The 17,521-nt window shown below is 63.6% G+C and carries 15 protein-coding genes and 1 tRNA gene; 11 read left to right on the top strand and 5 right to left on the bottom strand.

Translation table 11 applies throughout. The features are described from left to right. Positions 1 to 17 precede the first annotated feature (17 nt). Positions 18 to 1,661 carry a hydroxylamine reductase gene (gene hcp / locus ABLA28_RS00480; RefSeq protein ID WP_347712067.1) on the top strand — a complete coding sequence of 548 codons (1,644 nt, stop codon included), beginning with the start codon at positions 18 to 20 and terminating at the stop codon, positions 1,659 to 1,661. Between the two features lie 139 nt (positions 1,662 to 1,800). Here the strand turns inward: hcp and ABLA28_RS00475 are convergent, their stop codons facing one another. Continuing rightward, entirely contained in the window at positions 1,801 to 2,970 is a 1,170-nt protein-coding gene (locus tag ABLA28_RS00475; protein ID WP_347712066.1) for a sugar diacid recognition domain-containing protein, read from the bottom strand. A gap of 221 nt (positions 2,971 to 3,191) precedes the next feature. On the opposite strand from ABLA28_RS00475, the gene ABLA28_RS00470 reads away from it, so the two are divergent. The 4 genes from ABLA28_RS00470 to ABLA28_RS00455 all read left to right on the top strand — a co-directional run bounded on the left by ABLA28_RS00470 (position 3,192) and on the right by ABLA28_RS00455 (position 7,719). Then, positions 3,192 to 4,475, top strand: coding sequence for a glycine/sarcosine/betaine reductase component B subunit (locus ABLA28_RS00470; protein WP_299301125.1), 1,284 nt, complete (start codon positions 3,192 to 3,194; stop codon positions 4,473 to 4,475). A 26-nt stretch (positions 4,476 to 4,501) separates the two neighbouring features. Continuing rightward, positions 4,502 to 5,815 carry a glycine/betaine/sarcosine/D-proline family reductase selenoprotein B gene (locus tag ABLA28_RS00465; protein WP_347712065.1) on the top strand — a complete coding sequence of 438 codons (1,314 nt, stop codon included), beginning with the start codon at positions 4,502 to 4,504 and terminating at the stop codon, positions 5,813 to 5,815. A 2-nt stretch (positions 5,816 to 5,817) separates the two neighbouring features. Then, positions 5,818 to 6,240, top strand: a complete 423-nt coding sequence (locus ABLA28_RS00460) for a GrdX family protein (protein ID WP_299301130.1) — start codon at positions 5,818 to 5,820, stop codon at positions 6,238 to 6,240. Positions 6,241 to 6,342: 102 nt separating this feature from the next. After that, positions 6,343 to 7,719, top strand: a complete 1,377-nt coding sequence (locus ABLA28_RS00455; RefSeq protein ID WP_347712064.1) for a sodium-dependent transporter — start codon at positions 6,343 to 6,345, stop codon at positions 7,717 to 7,719. Here ABLA28_RS00455 and ABLA28_RS00450 read toward each other — a convergent pair. Continuing rightward, entirely contained in the window at positions 7,704 to 7,850 is a 147-nt protein-coding gene (locus tag ABLA28_RS00450) for a hypothetical protein (RefSeq protein WP_347712063.1), read from the bottom strand. The genes ABLA28_RS00455 and ABLA28_RS00450 overlap by 16 nt on opposite strands. Positions 7,851 to 7,883: 33 nt before the next feature. Then, positions 7,884 to 8,138, bottom strand: coding sequence for a hypothetical protein (locus ABLA28_RS00445; RefSeq protein ID WP_347712062.1), 255 nt, complete (start codon positions 8,136 to 8,138; stop codon positions 7,884 to 7,886). Positions 8,139 to 8,322: 184 nt separating this feature from the next. On the opposite strand from ABLA28_RS00445, the gene ABLA28_RS00440 reads away from it, so the two are divergent. The 6 genes from ABLA28_RS00440 (at position 8,323) to ABLA28_RS00415 (ending at position 15,404) form a co-directional block, all read left to right on the top strand. Then, a complete protein-coding gene (locus tag ABLA28_RS00440) occupies positions 8,323 to 8,787 on the top strand; it encodes a peptidylprolyl isomerase (protein ID WP_347712091.1) in 465 nt (154 codons plus the stop codon). Positions 8,788 to 8,995: 208 nt separating this feature from the next. Next, a complete protein-coding gene (gene ileS / locus ABLA28_RS00435; protein ID WP_347712061.1) occupies positions 8,996 to 11,803 on the top strand; it encodes an isoleucine--tRNA ligase in 2,808 nt (935 codons plus the stop codon). A gap of 10 nt (positions 11,804 to 11,813) precedes the next feature. Then, the gene (locus ABLA28_RS00430) at positions 11,814 to 12,860 is read left to right on the top strand and encodes an RluA family pseudouridine synthase (RefSeq protein WP_347712060.1); all 1,047 of its coding nucleotides are present in this window, start codon (positions 11,814 to 11,816) and stop codon (positions 12,858 to 12,860) included. Between the two features lie 219 nt (positions 12,861 to 13,079). After that, entirely contained in the window at positions 13,080 to 14,264 is a 1,185-nt protein-coding gene (locus ABLA28_RS00425) for a glycine C-acetyltransferase (RefSeq protein WP_347712059.1), read from the top strand. Positions 14,265 to 14,316: 52 nt separating this feature from the next. Then, positions 14,317 to 15,270, top strand: coding sequence for an NAD-dependent epimerase/dehydratase family protein (locus ABLA28_RS00420; protein WP_347712058.1), 954 nt, complete (start codon positions 14,317 to 14,319; stop codon positions 15,268 to 15,270). 60 nt (positions 15,271 to 15,330) lie between these two features. After that, positions 15,331 to 15,404: transfer RNA gene (locus ABLA28_RS00415), tRNA-Cys, on the top strand. A 115-nt stretch (positions 15,405 to 15,519) separates the two neighbouring features. On the opposite strand, the gene hslU is transcribed toward ABLA28_RS00415, so the two are convergent. Then, the gene (gene hslU / locus ABLA28_RS00410) at positions 15,520 to 16,920 is read right to left on the bottom strand and encodes an ATP-dependent protease ATPase subunit HslU (protein WP_347712057.1); all 1,401 of its coding nucleotides are present in this window, start codon (positions 16,918 to 16,920) and stop codon (positions 15,520 to 15,522) included. Then, positions 16,917 to 17,456, bottom strand: a complete 540-nt coding sequence (hslV, locus tag ABLA28_RS00405) for an ATP-dependent protease subunit HslV (protein ID WP_347712056.1) — start codon at positions 17,454 to 17,456, stop codon at positions 16,917 to 16,919. Before hslV ends, hslU begins: the two co-directional genes overlap by 4 nt. Positions 17,457 to 17,521: the final 65 nt, after the last annotated feature.

Raw genomic sequence — 17,521 nt, 5'->3', positions numbered from 1 at the left:
AACGAGGGGGAATCGCGATGTTCTGTTACCAGTGCGAGCAGACTGCCAAGGGGACGGGCTGCACCGTGATGGGGGTGTGCGGCAAGTCCGCGGAGGTTTCGGACCTTCAGGACCTTTTGATCCACGCGGCAAAGGGAATTGCGATGTACGCGCACCGTGCGCGCGGCCTCGGGGCGGTCGACGGGGAGATCGACCGCTTCGTGGTCGAGGCGCTTTTCACGACGGTGACCAACGTCAACTTCGACAACATCCGCATGGCCGAGATGATCACCCAGGCAGGGGTCGTCCGGGGCAAGGCGAGGAAGCTCTACGGGGACGCCTGCGCCCGCGCGGGCAGGACCGCCGAGTCCCTATCCGGCCCCGCTGTGGACTCGCTCCCCGAGAGCATGGCCGACATGGCGATAGCGGGCGGGCAGTACACGCCTCAAAGCTGGGCCGAGAAGCGCGGCGACGTCGTCCAGGGCCTTTACGACCTGATCCTGCTCGGACTGAAGGGCAGCGCGGCGTACACGCACCACGCCTTCGTCTTGGGTTATGAGGACGAGCGCATATACGGGTTCTTCCACGAGAAGCTGGACGCCCTGAGCCGCGAGGTCATGACCGTCGAGGAGCTGACGGCCCATGCGATGGACGCCGGCAAGTGGAACATCGAGGTCATGAACCTCCTGGACAGGGCAAACACCGAGGTCTACGGGCATCCGGAGCCGACGCCGGTCCGCATCCATCCGCTGAAGGGCAAGGCCATCCTGGTTTCGGGACACGACCTGCGCGATCTGGACCTGCTGCTTCAGCAGACGGAGGGCAAGGGCATCAACATCTATACCCACGGCGAGATGCTGCCCTGCCACGGCTACCCGCGCCTCAAGAAGTATCCGCACCTGGCCGGCAACTACGGTGGGGCCTGGCAGGATCAGCAGAAGGAGTTCGCGGCCTTCCCCGGCGCCATCCTGATGACCACCAACTGCATCCAGAAGCCCACGAACTACACGGACCGCATCTTCACCACGGGCCTGGTGGCCTTCCCCGGCGTCCGGCACATCGACGAAAAGAAGGATTTCACGCCCGTTATCGAGGCCGCCCTGGCCGCGCCGGGCTTCGAGGAGGACGGCGACGACAAGCGGATTCTGGTGGGCTTCGGCCACAACGCCGTGCTGAACGCCGCCGGGAAGGTCGTGGAGCTGGTCAAGGCCGGGAAGATCCGTCACTTTTTCCTGGTCGGCGGCTGCGACGGGGCCAAGAGCGGCCGCAACTACTACACGGACTTCACGTCTCAGGCTCCGAAGGACACCGTGATCCTCACCCTGGCCTGCGGCAAGTTCCGCTTCAACAAGCTGGACTTCGGGGACATCGACGGCCTGCCGCGCCTGTTGGACGTCGGGCAGTGCAACGACGCCGCGTCGGCGCTCAAGATCGCCTCGGCGCTCGCCGAGGCCTTCGGAACCGACGTCAACGGCCTGCCCCTCTCCCTGGTGCTCTCCTGGTACGAGCAGAAGGCCGTCTGCATCCTGCTCTCCCTGCTCTCGCTGGGCATCAAAAACATCCGGCTGGGGCCCTCGCTGCCCGCGTTCGTCAAACCGCTCGTGCTGGAGTTCCTTCAGAAGACCTTCAACATCCAGCCCATCACGACCCCCGAGGCCGACCTCAAGGCCATCCTGGGGTAACGGAAATAACGACGGCAATGACAAACTCGAGGGTCCCCGGAACGTTCCGGGGACCCTCGAGTTTGTACCGAGTTTCAAACGAATCGGTATGGAGAATCGTCCAACCGCAGCATCTCGAGTCGTTTGTCATGTCTCCGCGTCATATCCCCTCGCCCCTGGGATGGCGTCCGAACTTTCTCAGGATCAGGGCGGACCATATCGTGAAGCAGTCGTGGAAATTCCATGGGTCCAGGCCCAGGAGGTCACGCAGTTTCTTCAGGCGGTACTGCAGCGTGTTTCGATGGATGGACAGGGAACGGGCCACATCCGTAGGAGCGAAGGGGTTTCGGCACCAGGCAAGAAATGTGTCCGTCAGCTCCGGCGAGATGCCCTCCATGCCCCGCAGCACCCGCTCGACATGCTGACGCTTGCGCCCCGCCGGAATGTAGGAGAGCAGCATCTCGGCTCCGAGCGAGCTCGCCGGGCAGATCCGCATCCCGAGCGCCCGGCCTGTGGAGAGCGCCTCCCGAGCCAGATGCGCGGATTGTGCCAGCAGAGGAAGGGTATCGGCGTCGACGCCGATACCCGCTTCCAGGAGCATACCATCCTTCTCCATGTGGTCCGAAAGGGCCTCGCAGAGGTGAAACGCGGACTCCTCCATCTCTCCCTCGTGGCGGTTGCAGGGCAGAGCGAGAAAAAGAACGATCTGTCGGTTTCGCAGGGGGGCGATGAGGTGTGCGGAATTTGAAAAAAAGTTGATGATGCAGTTCAGCGCCATGTCGCGGAAGGCATCCTGCCCCTCCGGCCGACGGCGCAGGTCCTGAAGCTCGAGGATCACGGCTATGCGGCAACGCTCCAGGTCGATCCCCAGCTCTTTGCCGTGCAGGAGGAGGATGTCCGTGTTCTCGTCCTCCGGGCGATAGAGCATGATGCTCTCGGCCAGGTCGCGAACGGCCAACTGCTGGCGCAGCTTGAGCTCCAGAAACGTCTGTTCCATCAGAAGTATCTCCGCCTGTTTGCGTACCAGCAGCCCGTAACGCTCCGCCCTTTGAGGAGGGGCAGCGATGGAGATGGTCCCCACGACCTGGGCGGACAGGGCGATCGGCGCCGTATATCCGGGCTTTACGCCCTCGAGCCTTGCGGCCTCCTCCTTGGAGGTCAAGGCGGGCTGACCTGTCCGCATCACCTCCAGGGAGGGTTCGTGGAGTGTTCCGACGCGCTTCTCGTCATTGCAGCCGATGATGATGCCGCGTTCGTCCGTCACCAGAACGCCGTAACCGATCACCTCGCTGGTGGTCTTCGCGATAGCCTGGGCCGTTTTTTTATGCATTGCCGCATCTCCCTCTCGAGATTTCCGTAGAAGCAAAAAGCTTGAGACATTTTATGCTTTTGACCAATTTTTATTTTAATGGATTCCGTTTTTATGGGCAAGGGCCTAATGAAGAATGGATTGCTCATTTGTATCCTTTTAAGGAGCGTTGAAAGGCTTTCCGGTGCGTGGGCCCGTCATGATTTGAAACGGGCTGGAGCAGGACGAAAGGAGGCAGCAGCATGAAGCTGGAACTGCACAAGGTGAAGGTTCGGGACGTCCAATGGGGTGACGCCACCTGCGTGAAGGATGGCGTGCTCTACGTCAACAAGGCGGAGGCCATTGCCTGCGTCAGTGAGGAAAAGCGCTTTGCCAAGGTGGACCTGGAACTGGCCCGTCCGGGGGAGAGCGCGCGCATCATCCCCGTTAAGGACGCGGTGGAGCCGCGCGTGAAAATGGACGGGAAGGGGTATTATCCCGGGTTCAGTGCGCCCATGAGCCGCTGCGGCGAGGGGCGGACGTTCGTGCTGGACGGGGCGGCCGTCATAACCTGCGGCCCCATCGTGGCGTTTCAGGAGGGGTTCGTCGACATGAGCGGCCCCGGAGCCGTCTACACTCCGTTCTCCGCGACGCAGAACGTGGTGCTGGTGGTCGAGCCGATCGCGGATCTGGAGCAGCATCAGTACGAACAGATCCTGCGCGAGGGCGGGCTGAAGCTGGCCGTGTACCTGGCCGACAAGTGCAAGGATGCCAAACCGGACTGCATCGATGTCTTCGAGAAAGGCACCGTCCCGGAGGAGAACGTCAAACACGCCTCCTTGCCTAAGGTCATCTACGTGTGCATGAACATCACCCAGGGGCTTCTGCACGATACCTACGTCTACGGCGCGGATATCCGGCCGAGCCTTCCGACCCTCCTTCACCCCAACGAGGTGCTGGATGGAGCGATGGTCTCGGGCAACTGCGTCTCGGCCTGCGACAAGAACACCACGTGGCATCACGTCCACAATCCCATTGTTGCGGCGCTTTACGCGCGTCACGGCAAGGACCTGAACTTCCTGGGCGTCATTCCGACCCAGGAGAGCACCGTCCTGGCGGGCAAGCTGCGCGCGTCGCAGATGAACCTGTCCATCGCCCGGGAGCTGGGGGCGGACGGCGTCATCGTCTCGGAGGAGGGGTACGGCAATCCGGATACGGACCTCTGCCTGAACGCCAAGAACTTCGAGCTGGCGGGGATCAAGTCCGTCGTGGTCTCCGACGAGGCTGCCGGAACGGATGGCGCCAGCCAGAGCCTCGCCGACGCCACTCCGGAGATGACGGGGTTCATATCCACGGGCAACGTCAACGAGATGCTGGAGGTCCCGGCCATGAAGAAGGTTATCGGATGGCCGGAGTCCATCGCGCACCTCTCGGGCGGTGCTGCGGAGAGTCTTCGTAAGGACGGTTCCATGTTCGTGGAGATGCAGGCGATCATCGCATCGACGGCGGAGATCGGGTTCAACCGCGTCGGCTGCGAGTGGATTTGACGGATGGGCGTCTGTAAGGGAGGAAGATGACCATGAAGCGTGTCGTACATTACATAAATCAGTTTTATGCCGGCATCGGCGGCGAGGATAAGGCGGACCAGACGCCCCTCTTCAAGACGGAATTGGTCGGGCCTGGCGTGGGGTTGGCGAAGGAGCTGGAGGGCAAGGCCGAGATCGTCGGAACGGTCGTCTGCGGCGACGGCTATTATGGCGAGCACACCGACGAGGCGCGCGCCGAATGCCTCAAGATGATCAAGGAGGCGAAGCCCGACCTGCTGGTTGCCGGTCCTGCCTTCAACGCGGGGCGCTACGGCTTTGCCTGCGGCGACATCGCGGCCACGGCAGCGGCGGAGCTGAATATCCCGACCGTGACGGCCATGTATCCGGAAAACCCCGGCGTCGAGCTTTATTCCAAGAAGACGTACATCGTGCCCTGCGCCGACAGCGCCCGGGGTATGGCCCCGGCCCTGAAGGGCATCGCCGCGCTCTCCGCCAAGCTGCTGTCGGGGGAGAAGATGGGGCCGGCCCGCGAGGAGGGCTATATCCACAGGGGGATCCGAAAGAACTTCATCCATGAAAAGAGCGGAGCGGAGCGCGCCGTCGAAATGCTTCTCAAGAAGCTGAAGGGCGAGGAGTTCCGTACGGAATACGAGATGCCCAAGTTCAACAAGATCCCGCCTGCAGCCCCCGTGAAGGACCTCAAGCATGCGACGATCGCCCTGGTGAGCTCGGGGGGCATCGTGCCGCTGGGCAATCCGGACCATATCCGGGTCTCCTCCGCCGAGAGCTATGGCCGGTATGACATCTCCAAGCTCGAGGATATGACGGACAAGAACTACGAGTCCGTGCACGGCGGCTACGACCGCGTGTGGGCCAACGAGGACCCGGATGTCGTCGTTCCGCTCGACGTAATGCGCGAGCTGGAGAAGGAGGGCGTCTACGGCAAGCTGCACCCGTACTTCTACACCACCACGGGAACCGGAACGGCCGTGGCGTTCGCGGAGAAGTTCGGACGGGAGATAGGCGAGGAACTCAAGAAGGCCGGGGTGGACGCGGCGATTCTGACATCGACCTGAGGCACCTGTACTCGATGCGGTGCATCGATGACGCGCGAGATCGAGAAGGCAGCGGGTATTCCCGTCGTTCAGATTGCAACGATCGTTCCCATCATGCTGACGGTCGGCGCCAACCGTATCGTCCCCGGTGTGGCGATTCCTCACCCGGTGGGTGCTCCCGAACTGGGGGAGGAGGAGGACAAGGCCACGCGGCGTGAGCTGATCCTCCGTTCTTTCAAGGCCATGGAGACCCCGATCGACGAACAGACCGTTTTCGAGAAGTAGGCTTGACCGAGAGGGCCATGAGCGAGCTCGGACATCTCGAAATCGTCACCAACAACCCCAGGCTGACCGCGGATTTCGCGGCCAGCCATGGGGTTGTTCGCATCGAAGCCGTGGAGGGATCCCCCCTCGACGTCCTGTCCCGAACGGAGGAGCTGCTCCAGGATGGGTATCGCCTCGTCTCTGCCCCTCTGCCGCCCAACATCCCACTGATGCGCGCGCCTTACAGGTCGCTCCTGGTCGAGCGGGCCGACAGGCGCTACGACGTCGCGGGCCTGACGGCCCTTTCCAAGGCGCGGGAGCGCCTGGAGACCCAGCGGGCAATCGACTCGAGCGCAGGATCGGGAACGGACGCGGACTTCGCCTTGATCGACGAGGAGCTTCTGCTGAGGACCCTGCGGGACTATGGCCTGGGCCTCGCCCTTTGACATGAGGGCTTGTCTCGGTCCAAAAGCTCCAAAGCCCTTCGTAACAACAGTATCTCCGCGCGGGAATCGCCCCGCGCATACTAACGGAAAGGCGGAATGAACATGACGGAACAGCGTGAGAATTGGGGAAGTCGTATCGGTTTCATCCTTTCAGCGGCCGGGTTTTCCATAGGTCTTGGAAACATCTGGCGTTTTCCGTACCTTGTGGGGACCTACGGAGGCGGCGCGTTTCTGCTGGTCTACGTGCTGATCTGCGTTCTGATCGGTGTTCCCCTCTTCATCGCCGAGGTCGGCCTGGGACGCAAAACCATGCTGACGCCCATCGTCGGCATGAAGAAGCTGGCGGGCGGCAAGAGTACTCCCTGGTCGCTCATCGGCTGGGTGGGCTGCCTGGCCTGTATCGTCCTGATGTCCTACTATATGGTGATCATCGGCTGGATGTTCGCCTACGCCGTCAAGTCCGTCTCCGGTACCTTCAATGGAATTGATCCCGAGGGCACCAAGGCCATATTCCAGGAGTTCATGAACAGCCCCGTGGAGATGGCAGGCTACACGCTGTTCGTCATCGCCGTCCTGGGCCTCACCGTCACTCAAGGGCTGAAGAACGGCGTGGAGCGGGCCTGCAAGTGGATGCTCCCGATCCTGGGCATCATGCTGGTGGTGCTGGCGGCGCGTTCCCTCACCATGACACCTCAGGTGGAGGGCGGCAAGACGGCCCTGGATGGGCTGAAGTGGTACCTGACGCCGGACTTCAGCAAGATCACGGGCCAGGCCATCCTGGCGGCCCTGGGACAGTCCTTCTTCTCCATCGGCATCGGCATTTCCACGGCCATCGTCTATGGTTCTTACCTCAAGCCCGACAGCAACATCCCCGTGGACAGCTGCTGGGTCGTCTCCATGGATACCGGCTTCGCCGTCATTGCGGGAATCGTGATCTTCCCCGCCCTCTTCTGCTACGGCATGGATCCGACGTCCCGCGGCTTCGGGCTGGTCTTCGAGACGCTGCCGATCATCTTCGGCAAGCTGGCCGGCGGGCAGTTCTGGGGTACGATGTTCTTCTTCCTGGCCGCGCTGGCGGGTTTCACGTCGGGCATTGGCTATCTGGAGGCCCCCGCGGCCAGTTTCGCGGAGTACTTCGGGATCAGCCGCAAGAAGTCCACGTGGGGCTGCCTTGCGGTCATGTTCCTGCTGGGGATTCCCTCCATCCTTTCCCTGAGCGCGGGCAGCGTCTGGAGCACCTACAAGATCATGGGCAGGAGCATCTTCGATTTCGCGGACCATCTGTCCGGCGACATCATGATGCCCGTCGACGCCCTGCTGGTTGCCCTCTACCTGACGTTCGTGTGGAAGTTCGAGAACTACCGGGACGAGTGCAACGTGGGAGCCACGGGTCTGATCCGCGTCGCTACCTGGTGGAAGCCGTTGGTGGCGTATCTCATTCCGCTCGCCCTCCTGACCATTCTCTACAGGGGACTGTAGTAGAGCGTACCGCTGTAAGAACGGGGCCATCGGCGCAGCCGGTGGCCCCGTTTTCTATCAGAGTTCCGCCAGCCCAGCAGGTTCGCCACGATATCGAACGCCTTGTGCTGCCGACCTCCAAGCTCCATCACTTATTTGTTTTTGCACCTTGCAGGAGATGGCTTTCAGCTTTTCAATCGAAGCTCGACATCGTTTTCCCCAACCGTCCCTGCAGGCGCTTTTTTTTTTACCTGCAATTTGGGCACGCCGAACTGCAGGTTCTCCTCCGAGCCCATTTTGTCCTTTTCATGGACAAGGTCCCCTACCCGGAGGATGTCGAAGCCGGGGTTTCCAAGCTGGAGCTCCAGCTCTTCGATTTTCGGGATGAGATGCGCGGTTTCCCGATCCTCGTGTCGACATGATCGTGTTATTATGAACAAATGCGCGTTTTCGCCGCAGACCGTTTATCGGGTTGTTTTGTCGAAAGTAGGTTATCGAGAGGAGACATCTGTTTTGAGAACGATTTTGGAAACGGCGTCCGTATTCACGTTGTTTGTCCTGTCCCTGTCCTGCGTGGTCCTGCTGCTGCCGGGGAGGGCCCGGGCCGAGGCTCGTCCCGCCGCGGTGTTCGAGACCAACAGGGGGACCTTCAGGGTCGAGCTCTTCACCGACCTGGCGCCCAAGACGGCACAGAACTTCATCGACCTGGCAAAAAAGGGATTCTATGACGGCGTGATCTTCCACCGGGTGATCGACGGCTTCATGATCCAGGGAGGGGACCCGAAGGGCACGGGGACGGGGGGCCCCGGCTACACGATCCCCGACGAGTTCGGTCCCGGGCTGAAGCATGACGGGCCGGGAGTGCTCTCCATGGCCAACGCCGGCCCGAACACGGGCGGGTCGCAGTTCTTCATCACCCTGGTCCCCACCCCCTGGTTGGATGGGAAACACGCCATTTTCGGCCGGGTGGTATCCGGGATGGACGTGGTCGAGGCCATCGGAAAGGTCAAGACGGGGCCTCAGGACAGACCGGTGGAGGATGTGGTCATGAACTCGGTGAGGATCGAGGAGGGTGCCGAGGCGAAGTAGCCCGCTTGGGGCGCGCGACGTCTGCATGGCGGATGCCGGGGGGGCGACCGGAAAGGGTGCTCTCCTGGTATCCGCTATTTTTTCTCGTTTTCGTGGTAAAATTTGAAAATTATTCCCGTTTTTGTGGCGGGTAAAATTTGGAGAAGGGCAACGGCTCCGGGACCTTCGGGACGGGCCGGAGTCACTTGAACGGTAGGGGGCGGGTTTCATGTGCAAGGATTGCAAGGACTACAAGGACACGTTGAATCTCCCCGTCACGAACTTCCCCATGAGGGCCAACCTGGCGAAGCGGGAGCCCGGTTTTCTGAAGTTCTGGCAGGAGCACGACACGTACCATAAGGCCGTGGAGGCCAGAAAGGGTGCGGACGAGCGCTTCGTCCTTCACGACGGCCCGCCCTACGCCAACGCAAACATACACATCGGGACCGCCTTCAACAAAGTTCTGAAGGATTTCATCCCCAAGTACAAGACGATGACGGGCCGGTACGCGCCCTACGTCCCGGGGTGGGACACGCACGGCCTCCCCATCGAGCTGAGGGTGCTGAAGGACGAGAAGCTCTCGAAGGAATCCGTGGACCCCCTGGAGCTGCGCAAGAAATGCACGGATACCGCGCTGCACTACCTGGACGTCCAGCGCGAGGAGTTCAAACGGCTGGGGGTGTTCGGCGAGTGGGACAAGCCCTACATCACCCTGGACCCCGGCTTCGAGACCCTGGAGCTCCGCGCCTTTGCCGACATGGTGGAGAAGGGTCTGGTGTATCGCGGGCTGAAGCCCGTCTACTGGTGCATCGACTGTCAGACGGCCCTGGCGGCGGGGGAGATCGAGTATTGGGACGAATCCTCGCCCTCGGTCTATATCGCCTATCCTATGCCGAGGGCTGCGGAGAAGTTCCCCCAGCTTGCAGGGCGGGACGTCAGCGTCGTCATCTGGACGACCACGCCCTGGACCCTGGCCGCCAGCATGGCGGTGGCGCTGCATCCGCAGTACGAGTACGGCTTCTACGACTGCGGCGGAAAGGTGTACCTCTTCGCCGTCGGCCTCAAGGATGCCGTGTTTGCGGCGACCGGCCTGAAGGGCGGCGAACCGCTGCTCACGGTCCGGGGCTCGGACCTGGAGAACCTGCTGGCCGTTCACCCCTTCTGCGATGACCGGGACATCAAGCTGGTCCTGGCGGATTACGTGATGCTGGACTCCGGCACGGGGTGCGTCCACACGGCCCCGGGGCACGGCGTCGAGGACTACGAGACGGGGGTCCGCTACGGCATCGACATCTACAATCCGGTGGATGACGCGGGCGTCTATGAAAAGGGCACCCCTTTCTTAGAGGGCATGCCCATCGAGGAGGGCGGGAAGCGAGCCATCGAGATGATCGCCGAGCGCGGGCGCCTTCTGGGGAGCGGGACGATCATGCACAGCTATCCGCACTGCTGGCGCTGCAAGAAGCCGGTGATTTTCCGCGCGACCGACCAGTGGTTCATCGCCGTCTCCAAGTTCAGGGACAGGGCTCTTGACGTCATCGATAAGGATGTCCGATGGATTCCGGAGTGGGGACGCGACCGCATCCACAACATGGTGAGCGACCGGTCCGACTGGTGCATCAGCCGGCAGAGGGTCTGGGGGGTGCCCGTCCCCGCGCTCAAATGCCGGGACTGCGGGGCGCACAGCCTGACGCCCGACCGGGTACGCAGCTTTGCGGATAAGGTTGGGGAGAGCCCCGAGGGGTCGTCGATCTGGTGGAGCCGAACGGTGGAGGAGCTCTTCGGAGACCGCGCCGTGTGCGATGCCTGCGGCTCCCGCAACGTGGAGAAGGATGGCAACATCCTGGACGTGTGGTTCGACTCCGGGGTGACGCATCTGGCCGTCCTGAACGAGCGTTTCGGCCTGAGCTGGCCCACGGAGATGTACCTGGAGGGCAGCGATCAGCATCGCGGCTGGTTCCAGTCCTCGCTTTTGACCGCCGTGGCGGTGAAGGACCAGGCTCCATACCGTAACGTCCTGACCCACGGCTTCATCCTGGACGGCGAGGGGCGCAAGATGTCCAAGTCCCTGGGCAACGTGGTGCTGCCTCAGGAGGTCGTGGACGAGTATGGGGCGGACATCCTGCGTCTGTGGGTGGCCTCCACCGACTACCGGAACGACGTCCGCATCTCTCAGACCATCATGAAGTCCCTGTCGGAGACGTACCGGCGCATCCGCAACACCGCGCGCTTCCTGCTGGGCAACCTGCACGGGTTCGCCCCCCGGAAGGACGCGCTTCCCTATGAAGAGCTCCTGTCGATGGACCGCTGGATCCTCGACCGCCTGCACCGGGTCATCGGAAAGGCGCGCGAGGCCTTCGAGGAGTACGAGTTCCACGTGCCGACCAACGCCATCCACTCGCTGTGCGTCAACGAGCTGAGCGCGTTCTATCTGGACGTGAGCAAGGACCGGCTCTACGTGGAGGGAGCGGACTCCCTGGGGCGCCGGAGCGCACGGACGGCGATGTGGGAGGTGCTCTCGGTCCTGACGCGGATGCTGGCCCCGATCCTGAGCTTCACGGCTGAGGAGATCTGGCAGGAGATGCGGACCCTCGATGCCTCGTTGCCCGAGAGCGTGTTCCTGTCGGACTTCCCGGCGGTGGATCCCTCCCGGATCGACGAGGGGCTGAACGATCTGTGGCAGGACGCGCTGCTGCTCCGCGGGGCCGTGAGCCGGATGCTGGAGGGGCTGCGCGCCGCGAAGACCATCGGCACCTCCCTGGAGGCGGCCGTCCAGGTCAAGCGCAACTCCGCCATGGATCGCGTGGCAGGCGCCTTCTCGGAGCAGGAGCTGGCGGATCTCGTCATCGTCTCCCGATTCGAGTGGACGGACGCGCTTAGCCTCGGGGCCCCGATCCGGGACGAGGCGACGGGGCTCGAGATGGCTGCGGGATTCACGCCCGGCGTCAAGTGCCCGCGTTGCTGGAAGTACACGGAGGGCGCGGCCGGGGACGGCCTGTGCTCGCGATGTGCCGCGGTTCTGAAGGATCGGAACTGAGGAGACGAAGTTGACGGCCGAACGCTGTGCCGATGCCGGAATGCCGTCCGGAACGCAGAAGAGCTCCCCTCTTGAGGGGGGCTCTTCTGCAGATGGAGTCGGGATGGGGCCCGCCGGGGTATCGGGACGGGAGCTCTCCGACGAAGAGGGCGGGAGCCCGATCGAGGAGGTCCTGTGCACGGGTGCCGACGCGGGGATGCGGCTGGACGTCCTGCTGGCCCGCCGTCTGGGGCTCACCCGTTCCTTCGCCCAGCGGCTGGTGCGCGAGGGGCGCGTGTCCTGCGGCGGCCTCAGGCCGAAGCCCTCGCTGAGGGTTGCGGAGGGGACGGTCTGCCGCATCGAAATGCCGCCCCCCGAGAACCTCGAGATCGAGCCGGAGCCCGTGGACTTTCGGGTCGTCCACGAGGACGACGCCCTGCTGGTGGTGGACAAACTCGCCGGCCTGGTGGTCCACCCCGCGCCCGGCCACTGGTGCGGTACGCTCGTCCACGGCCTGATGTGGCGCTATCCGGATATGGGGCCGTTCAACAATGTGCGGAGGCCGGGCATTGTGCACCGGCTGGACGCGACGACCTCCGGGCTTATGGTCGTGGCGCGCCGACAGGACGCGATGGAGGCGCTTCAGGCGATGTTCCGGGACCGCTCGGTGGAGAAGGAGTATCTGGCCCTGGTGCATGGGCGCCCCGCGCCCGGCGAGGGGACGCTTTCGGGTCCTGTTGGCCGCGACCCTGCAAACCGCCTGCGGATGGCTGTGGTCGAGGGCGGTCGGCCGGCCCTCACGGGGTACCGCGTCCTGAGCCATCGTGGGGGGCTTTCCCTGGTGCTCTGTGCGCTCCACACGGGCCGCACACACCAGATCCGGGTGCACCTCGCGGCTCTGGGACATCCGCTGGTCGGCGACGTGCTCTACGGGGCCCCGGACGAGCCGGGGTTCGGGCGCGTCTTCCTGCACTCCTGGCGGCTGGCCTTCGCACACCCCATGACCGGGGCACGGTTGGAGTTCCGCTCGCCGATGCCCGACGAACTGCTGGAGTATCTGAGCCGAAGGTTCTTGTAGTTTTCCCCCCTTCCCATGTGGAGGACCGTCTGTCCTCTCCGCAAATATATTCCCCGCGAATATATTTGACCTTCCCGCTGTGCCGTGACAAACTGAATACAGAGAAACAAAGGCTTACTGCATAGTGCTTTGCCGATGGACCGACGGAGTGCTTCGGGGTCGTTCGCGGGCCTTGGAGGATGAGGCCGTTACGTGCGGCCGGATGTGGAGGGATGGTCAATGGCTGTTGCGACGGCGTTCATGAGGGATGAGCTCGACCGCATGAAGCGGGAGGGGCTCTATGGGAATATCCGCACGCTGACGGGCCCCCAGGGGGCCCGGATTGAGATCGACGGCAAGAGGTACCTGAACCTCTGTTCCAACAACTATCTGGGGCTGGCCAACGACCCGCGTGTCTGTGCGCGGGCCAGGGAGCTCATCGACCGTTATGGGGTCGGTCCGGGGGCCGTCCGCACCATCGCGGGGACGATGGACATCCACCTGGAGCTCGAGAGGAAGCTGGCACGATTCAAGGGTACCGAGGCCGCCATCACCGTGCAATCCGGCTTCTGCGGCAACCTTGCCGTGATGCCGACCGTGACGGGCGAGGGGGACCTGATCTTCAGCGACGCGCTGAACCACGCCTCGATTATCGACGCCTGCCGGCTCTCCAAGGCGCGAACCCTGCGCTATGGGCACTCCGACATCGAGGACCTGCGGTCGAAGCTCAGGGAGCATGCCTCCGAGCCGGGACGCAGACTGATCGTCACGGACGGCGTGTTCTCGATGGACGGCGATGTCGCCAGGCTGCCGGAGATCGTGGAGGCCGCCGAGGAGTTCGGCGCGATGGTCGCGGTGGACGATGCGCATGGGGAGGGGGTCCTGGGGCGCGGCGGGCGCGGCATCGTCGATCACTTTGGCCTGCACGGCCGGGTGGACATCGAGATCGGGACGATGTCCAAGGCGTTCGGCGTCGTGGGGGGCATCGTGGCCGGAAGTGCGACGCTGATCGATTTCCTGCGCCAGAAGGCTCGCCCCAACCTCTTCAGCAGCGCCATGACCGTTCCCGACGTCGCGGCGAACCTGGCGGCGGTCGAGATCATGGAGGAGAGCGACGAGCGGGTGACGCGCCTCTGGGAGAACGGCCGTTACCTCAAGGCGGAGATGAAGCGGTATGGCTTCGACGTCGGCAAGAGCGAGACGCCCATCACCCCGGTGATCGTGGGGGAGGCCCAGACGGCCAAGGACCTCAGCGCCGCCCTCTTCGAGCGCGGGGTCTTCGCCACGGCTATCGTTTTCCCGACGGTTCCCAGGGGCACCGCACGCATCCGCGTGATGGTCAGCGCCGCGCACAGCCGGGAGGACCTCGACGAGGGGGTGGCGCAGTTTGTCGCCGTCGGGCGCGAGCTGGGAATTGTCGGTTAGGCCGGGCAGGTTGGAAGAACGCCCCTTCGGGGCGATGTGAGGGGGCGGAACCATGAAAAAAATTCTTGTGACGGGCTGCGGCGGCCAGGTGGGTACGGAGCTGGTGGCGCATCTGCGTGGCCTGTACGGGGACGCCAACGTCATGGCGTCGGACTTCAGGGCGCAGGAGGGGCATTCGGGCCCCTTCGCCCTGCTGGACGTGAGGGACGGAAAGGCCGTTGCGGCGCTCCTGGATTCCTTCAAGCCCGATACGGTCATGCACCTGGCGGGCATCCTCTCCGCGCGTGGGGAGGAAAGGCCCCAGCAGCTCTGGGAGACGAACATGGGGGGGACCTACAACATGCTGGAGGCCGCCCGCGAGCGGGGCTGCGCGGTATTCTTCCCCAGCTCTATCGCCGCGTTCGGCCCCGGCACGCCGGCGGACCGTACCCCGCAGGACACGATCCAGCGTCCCACGACCATCTACGGGGTCAGCAAGGTGACGGGGGAGCTTCTGGGAGAGTACTATCACCTGAAGTATGGGCTGGACGTCCGGGGGGTTCGCTTCCCCGGGCTGATCTCCTACGAGGCCCTGCCGGGCGGCGGCACGACGGACTACGCCGTCCACATCTACTACGAGGCGCGGGCCAAGGGACGGTACACCAGTTACATCGGGGCCGGCAGCTTCATGGACATGATGTACATGCCGGATGCGCTCGACGCGGTGGTGCGCCTGATGGAGGCCGACCCCGCGCGACTGCGTCACCGCTGCGCCTTCAACATCTCCGCCATGAGCTTCGACCCCGAGGGGATCGCGGCATCCATCCGTAAGGTGCTGCCGGACTTCAGGCTGGACTACGACGTGGACCCCGTACGTCAGGCCATCGCGGATTCCTGGCCCAACTCCCTGGACTGCTCCGCGGCACGCGAGGAGTGGGGGTTCGCCCCCCGTTACGACCTCGACGCCATGACTCGGGACATGTTGGCGCGCGTGCCGGGCGCAGTGAGTTCCTTGACGCCGAACTGATTTTTTAGTAGAATAAAGCTTGTTATCAGTGTCATTGTTCTTTTGTTGTTCCTTGAAAAAGGCGGCATAGCCAAGTGGTAAGGCAGAGGACTGCAAATCCTTTATCCCCAGTTCGAATCTGGGTGCCGCCTCCAGCAGACAATCCGGCGTAGTCCGTTACATTACACCCCCCGCTCATGAGCGGGGGGTTCGCTTTTCGACGGTCCGCCAATATCCGACGCGTACCCGTTATCCGTATTCGTAAAAACGCTAGAGAAGGTAACGGCGGATATCCCTGTCCTCGACCAGCCCGTTCAGCCGTTCCCGGACCATGTCCGCGTCGATCTCGATTCGTTCCGTCGGCGCATCGCAGACGCTGAAGCTGATCTCCTCGAGCAGCTGCTCAAGCATCGTGTGCAGCCGACGCGCCCCAATGTCCTCCATCTCTGCGTTCATACGGCTGGCCAGTTCCGCGATCTCGCGGGTCGCGTCCTCCGTGAAACGCAGCTCCGTCCCCTCGGTGGCGATCAGGGCACTGTACTGTTTCAGGAGGCTGTTCTCCGGCTCCGTCAATATCTGCTGAAGGTTCTCCCAGGACAGGGGCTGGAGCTCGACACGAATGGGAAAGCGCCCCTGGAGCTCGGGGATCAGGTCGGAAGGTTTTACGCCGCTGAAGGCGCCGGCCGCAATGAAGAGGATGTGGTCCGTCCTGACCGGGCCGTAGCGGGTTTGAACGACCGACCCCTCGACGATCGGAAGGAGGTCCCGCTGCACCCCCTCGCGGCTCACGTCGGGACCGCCGGCCCCTCCCCTGGCGACGACCTTGTCCAGCTCGTCCAGAAAGACGATGCCGTCCTCCTGGACCTTCTCCAATGCCTCCTGCGCGAGGGCGTCCGAGTCTATCAGCTTCTCGGCCTCCTCACCCTGAAAAGCCCTCAGGGCCTCCCCTACCTTCATCCGGCGCTTCTTCGACCTCTTGGGCAGGATTCCGCTGAGCATCTCGTTCAGGTTGATTCCCACGGAGTCCATCCCGGCGCCGCCCAGGACGGGAATGGCCGCCGAGTTGTCCGAGACCTCGACGTCGACCTCGCGGTCGTTCAGTCGCCCATCCCGCAGCATCGCCAGGAGCTTGGCCCGGGTCGTCTCCTGCCCGTGCTCCTCCTCGGCGGGACGTTCCTCCTCCGTATCGGCCCCTGCCCCGAACACCTTCATGAAATCGGGGACGGAGAATTTCTTTTCGCTCCTGGGCAGCAGGACGTCGACCAAACGCTGCTCCGCCCGCTCCAGAGCGGGGCCCTGGACGTCCTCCAGCATCCGCCTGCGCACCATGGTCACGGCAAACTCGACGAGGTCGCGGATCATGGACTCCACGTCCCGTCCCACATACCCCACCTCCGTGAACTTCGTGGCCTCGACCTTGATGAAGGGGGCATGAACCAGCGTCGCCAGACGCCGGGCTATTTCAGTCTTCCCCACGCCCGTCGGCCCCACCATCAGGATGTTCTTGGGCATGACCTCGCGCGCCATCTCGGGCGGGAGCAACCTGCGGCGCAGGCGGTTGCGAAGCGCCACCGCCACCGCGCGCTTGGCCTTTTCCTGACCTACGATATAGCGGTCCAGATACTCGATCACCCGGGAGGGCGTCAGGGCGGACTCCAAACGGGGCGTCATTCCAGCACCTCCAGCGTCACCACGTTGTCCGTGTAGATGCAGATCTCCGAGGCCAGCTCGATGGCCCGTTTGGCGATGCGCTCTGGCGGCCAGTCCGTCCCCTCGCAGAACGCCCGCGCCGCGGCCAGGGCATAACCGGACCCCGACCCGATGGACGCCGCGTTGCCCTCCGGCTCCAGGATGTCCCCCGCCCCGCTGAGCAGCAGGGTGAGCCTGGAATCCGCCGCCAGCATCATCGCCTCGAGGCGGCGCAGCGCTTTGTCCGTGCGCCATTCCCTAACCAGCTTGACGGCCGCCTTCATCAGATCGCCCTTCTCCTGCTCCAGACGGTTCTCGAACCGCTCGAGCAGGGTCATGGCGTCGGCGGTGCTGCCCGCGAAACCCGTCAAAATTTTTCTGTTGAAGAGGCGGCGCACCTTCCGCGCCCCCGACTTGACGATCTGGCTTCCCAGGGTCACCTGGCCGTCCCCGGCCATGGCCACCCTCTCTCCTGAGCGGACGCACACGATGGTCGTTCCCTTAAACAGTGTCCTCATCCTTTCCGCAGCTTCCGCTGCCGTTCTCTCTTTATCGCTGCCGTCGTATATCCCTGTATGTTCCG

It is taken from the genome of uncultured Fretibacterium sp. (genome assembly GCF_963544685.1).
Lineage (GTDB): Bacteria > Synergistota > Synergistia > Synergistales > Aminobacteriaceae > CAJPSE01.
The sequence above is the reverse complement of the archived record's forward strand: the minus strand, read 5'-3'. Positions and strand labels throughout refer to the sequence as shown.

Bases quoted from the DNA above. Each gene is read 5' to 3' on its own strand.
- hcp (WP_347712067.1), top strand. From the start codon at position 18: ATGTTCTGTTACCAGTGCGAGCAGACTGCCAAGGGGACGGGCTGCACC.
- ABLA28_RS00475 (WP_347712066.1), bottom strand. From the start codon at position 2,970: ATGCATAAAAAAACGGCCCAGGCTATCGCGAAGACCACCAGCGAGGTG.
- ABLA28_RS00470 (WP_299301125.1), top strand. From the start codon at position 3,192: ATGAAGCTGGAACTGCACAAGGTGAAGGTTCGGGACGTCCAATGGGGT.
- ABLA28_RS00455 (WP_347712064.1), top strand. From the start codon at position 6,343: ATGACGGAACAGCGTGAGAATTGGGGAAGTCGTATCGGTTTCATCCTT.
- ileS (WP_347712061.1), top strand. From the start codon at position 8,996: ATGTGCAAGGATTGCAAGGACTACAAGGACACGTTGAATCTCCCCGTC.
- ABLA28_RS00425 (WP_347712059.1), top strand. From the start codon at position 13,080: ATGGCTGTTGCGACGGCGTTCATGAGGGATGAGCTCGACCGCATGAAG.
- ABLA28_RS00420 (WP_347712058.1), top strand. From the start codon at position 14,317: ATGAAAAAAATTCTTGTGACGGGCTGCGGCGGCCAGGTGGGTACGGAG.
- hslU (WP_347712057.1), bottom strand. From the start codon at position 16,920: ATGACGCCCCGTTTGGAGTCCGCCCTGACGCCCTCCCGGGTGATCGAG.
- hslV (WP_347712056.1), bottom strand. From the start codon at position 17,456: ATGAGGACACTGTTTAAGGGAACGACCATCGTGTGCGTCCGCTCAGGA.